At 70.5% G+C, this 3,479-nt stretch carries 4 protein-coding genes; 2 read left to right on the forward strand and 2 right to left on the reverse strand.

Features of this window, described 5'->3' with window-relative positions:
• Positions 1 to 221 precede the first annotated feature (221 nt).
• Positions 222 to 1,667, reverse strand: a complete 1,446-nt coding sequence (locus tag I53_RS04495; RefSeq protein ID WP_043347138.1) for an amidase — start codon at positions 1,665 to 1,667, stop codon at positions 222 to 224.
• Between the two features lie 38 nt (positions 1,668 to 1,705).
• Here I53_RS04495 and I53_RS04500 point away from each other — a divergent pair, with 38 nt between their 5' ends.
• The gene (locus I53_RS04500) at positions 1,706 to 2,011 is read left to right on the forward strand and encodes an antitoxin MazE family protein (RefSeq protein ID WP_306307424.1); all 306 of its coding nucleotides are present in this window, start codon (positions 1,706 to 1,708) and stop codon (positions 2,009 to 2,011) included.
• Positions 2,008 to 2,382, forward strand: a complete 375-nt coding sequence (locus I53_RS04505; RefSeq protein WP_043347142.1) for a type II toxin-antitoxin system PemK/MazF family toxin — start codon at positions 2,008 to 2,010, stop codon at positions 2,380 to 2,382. The genes I53_RS04500 and I53_RS04505 overlap by 4 nt, the downstream gene beginning before the upstream one ends.
• On the opposite strand, the gene pyrC is transcribed toward I53_RS04505, so the two are convergent.
• Positions 2,379 to 3,464: a dihydroorotase gene (pyrC, locus tag I53_RS04510; protein ID WP_043347144.1), complete on the reverse strand. Its 1,086-nt coding sequence runs from the start codon at positions 3,462 to 3,464 to the stop codon at positions 2,379 to 2,381. The two genes, I53_RS04505 and pyrC, sit on opposite strands and share 4 nt — an antisense overlap.
• Positions 3,465 to 3,479: the final 15 nt, after the last annotated feature.

The raw sequence follows: 3,479 nt of genomic DNA on the forward strand, positions 1-3,479 counted from the left end.
CGCCCGGACGCGGCCCTAGCTCAGGGCCGCCCCGTCGGTGACGCTACCGCTACAATAAGGACCGTGGTCATCGGAAATCCGAACCTGCCTCGCGGCACCCGCATGATCCGGAACTGGCTCATGGTCGGCGCGCGAAGTGTCGGGCCTCATAGCGGAGCGCGCGCGGCGGGTCAACGCGTCCGCGCGTGCAAGTGAGCCGGTTCGGAGGCGGAGCCGCTCCCTCACTGCAGGGGCGGCGGGAAGCGGCGGACCCAGTTGCTCGCCGCGTCGTAGGCGGCCCCGAGTTGCAGGCAGGCGAGTTCGCCGTGGTTCGGTCCGACGATCTGGATGCCGGTGGGCAGTCCGGCGGCTCCGAACCCGGCCGGCACGTCGAGGGCCGGCAGGCCCGACATCGTCGCCGGGATCGTGATCTGCATCCAGCGGTGATAGGTGTCCATCGCCTGTCCGCCCACCGTCTCGGGCCAGCGCAAAGCCTTGTCGAACGGGAAGACCTGCGCGCTCGGCATCACGAGGTAATCGTAGCCCTCCATGAAGCGGCGCAGGGTCTCGTACCAGCGGGTGCGCCCCTCCAGGGCCGCGATGATCCGGTCGGCGCCGAGCGCCAGCCCCCGCTCGACCTCCCAGACCGCCTCCGGCTTGAGCAGGGCCCGGTGGCGGGGCTCGTCGTAGAACGGGCGGAGATTTGCCGCGACGGTGAAGGCGCGCAGCACCAGCCAATCCTCCCAGAGCCGCTCCATATCGTAGCGCGGCATCGCCTCCTCGACGGTGCAGCCGATCTCCGCGAACGTCGCCAGGGCGGCGCGTCCGACGTCGAGCACGCCGGGATCGAAGGGGATCTGGCCGCCGCAATCGCCGAGCCACGCGATCCGCGTCCCGCGGAAGTCGCGGGCGAGCGGGCTCGCGAAGGCGGAGGGGTCCTGCCGGATGGCGTTCGGGCAGCGGGGGTCGTAGCCCGCCAGAACCGAGAGCATCAGTCCGATATCGCCGGGCGTTCGCCCGATCGCCCCGAGCACGCCGAGCCCGGGGCTGAACACGTCCTTGGCCTCGGCGGGGATCCGTCCCCAGGCCGGGCGCAGGCCGTAGCAATTGTTGAAGGCCGGCGGGTTGCGGAGCGAACCGGCATGGTCGCTGCCGTCGGCCACCGGCTGCATCCGCAGCGCCACCGCCACGGCCGCGCCGCCGCTCGACCCGCCCCCGGTCTTCGCCGGATCGTAGGCGTTGCCGGTGGCGCCGTAGACCGGGTTGAAGCTGTGCGAGCCGAGGCCGAATTCGGGGATGTTGGTCTTGCCGATGAAGATCGCCCCGGCGGCGCGCAGGCGCGTCACCATGATCGAGTCCGTCTCGGCGATCCGGTCGGCGAAGATCGGCGACCCTTGGGTGAACGGCAGGCCGCGGACCGGGTCGAGATCCTTCACGGCCAGCGGGAAGCCGTGCAGCGGCCCGACGGGCTCGCCCCGCGCCAGGACGGCGTCCGCACCTTCGGCCTCGCGCAAGAGCGCCGCGTCGTCCTGCAGGCCCACGATTGCGTTGACCTGCGGGTTGAGCCGGTGGATCCGCTCCAGATAGGCGCGCATCACCTCCGCGCAGGAGACCACCCGGCCGCGGATGGCGGCGGCGAGGTCCACGGCGCCCATCGCCGTGATGCCGTCCTGTCGCGCGTCCTGCATCGTACACCGCCTCCAGCTTGGTCGGGATGAGTACGGAGATGACGGCCGCCGAGCAGAGCGTTGGCAAGCCCTCGGCCGCCCATGTAGCTTACAGGTCGCCGCCGAGGAGCGCGAACGACATGCCGCCCGCTTTCAAAGCCGGATCCGCAGCCGCGAAGGCCCGCAACGACCGTGCACGTCTGCGCGCTCAAGGCCTGAGACCCATGCAGATCTGGGTGCCGGACGTGAGCGCGCCCGCGTTCAGAGCGGAGGCGCATCGCCAGTCGCACGCGATCGCCGAGAGCGAGCGCGATGCGGAGGATCAGGCCTTCATCGACGCCGTGTCCGATCAGGGCGATGAATGAGGCGCGGTGCGATCTGGACGGTAGCCGGCGGAAAAACCTACGCGGGGAAGCCACGCCCGGCCGTGATCGTTCAGGATGACAGCTTCGACGCGACCGACTCGATCACCATCTGCGCCTTCACGTCGAACGAGACGGACGCGCCTCTTTTCCGGATCCCCGTCCTTCCAACCGGACGCAACGGATTGCGTGCACCGTCACGGCTCATGGTCGACAAGATCACGACCGTTCCGAAAATCAAGATGGGCGACCGCATCGGACGGCTCGACGACGAGGATCTGCTGCGGCTCGACCGAGCGATACTCGTCTTCCTCGGCTTGGCGGGGTCTTCGTCTCAAGCCGAACGGCCTGAGACCGGCATCCGTCGCGATTAGCTGGATACCACCGACCAGGGCAGCGTCTCGTCACCCCGGAACACCACCACCGCGGTGTCGTCCACGGTCACGGCCTCGGCGACGCGGCCGGGCCGGCGCTCCAGGGTGACGGTCCCGGCATTCGGCTCCAGACCGTGGAAGCGGGCGCCGTTGAGGGAGGCGAAGGCCTCGAACTTATCGAGCGCCCCCTCCTCGTCGAAGACCTGCACGTAGGTCTGGAGCGCGCTCGGCCCGCAGAACACGCCCGCGCAGCCGCAGGCCGCCTCCTTGGCGCCGCGGACGTGGGGGGCGGTGTCGGTGCCGAGATAGAAGCAGGCCTCGCCGGAGGTCGCGGCCCGGCGCAGGGCCAGCCGGTGCCGCTCGCGCTTGGCCACCGGCAGGCAGTACAGGTGCGGGCGCAGCCCGCCCTGGAAGATGTGCGTCCGGTTGATCACGAGGTGGTGCGGCGTGATCGTGGCCGCGCACCGGCTCCGGTGCTCCCGGACCACGTCGAGGATCTCCGCCGTGGTGGCGTGCTCCACGGTGACCTTCAGCCCCTTGTGCCGGCCGAGCAGCGGGATCAGGCTGCCCTCCATGAACGCGGCCTCGCGGTCGAAGATGTCGATCTCCGGGTCGGTGGCCTCGCCGTGGATCAGGAGCGGCATGCCGATCCGCTCCATCCGCTCCAGCACCGGCGCGATCCCCAGGAGGTCGGTGACGCCCGCATGGGAGTTCGTGGTCGCGCCCGCCGGATAGAGCTTGGCGGCGACCCAGACCTTCTCCCGGAAGCCGCGCTCGATCTCGTCCGGATCGGTGTCGTCCCGCAGGTAGCAGGTCATGAGCGGGGTGAAGTCCATGCCGGTGGGAAGGGCCGCCAGGATCCGCGCGCGATAGGCCTCCGCGGCGGCGACCGTGGTCACCGGCGGCACGAGGTTCGGCATGATGATGCCCCGGGCGAACTGCGCCGCCGTGTAGGGCAGCACCGCCCTCAGCATCGCGCCGTCGCGCAGGTGGATGTGCCAGTCGTCCGGCCGGCGGATCGTGATCCGGTCGACCGGCTTCGCGTCCTGGCGCTCGGCGGGGGACAGGTCTGCGACGCCCATCGCGAAAACCCCTCA

The sequence above is a fragment of the Methylobacterium sp. B1 genome, from assembly GCF_000333255.1.
In the GTDB taxonomy this organism is placed as follows: domain Bacteria; phylum Pseudomonadota; class Alphaproteobacteria; order Rhizobiales; family Beijerinckiaceae; genus Methylobacterium; species Methylobacterium fujisawaense.

What these genes read in the sequence shown, in the direction of transcription:
- pyrC (WP_043347144.1), bottom strand. Translation starts at nt 3,464, where the DNA reads ATGGGCGTCGCAGACCTGTCCCCCGCCGAGCGCCAGGACGCGAAGCCG.
- I53_RS04495 (WP_043347138.1), bottom strand. Translation starts at nt 1,667, where the DNA reads ATGCAGGACGCGCGACAGGACGGCATCACGGCGATGGGCGCCGTGGAC.
- I53_RS04500 (WP_306307424.1), top strand. Translation starts at nt 1,706, where the DNA reads ATGACGGCCGCCGAGCAGAGCGTTGGCAAGCCCTCGGCCGCCCATGTA.
- I53_RS04505 (WP_043347142.1), top strand. Translation starts at nt 2,008, where the DNA reads ATGAGGCGCGGTGCGATCTGGACGGTAGCCGGCGGAAAAACCTACGCG.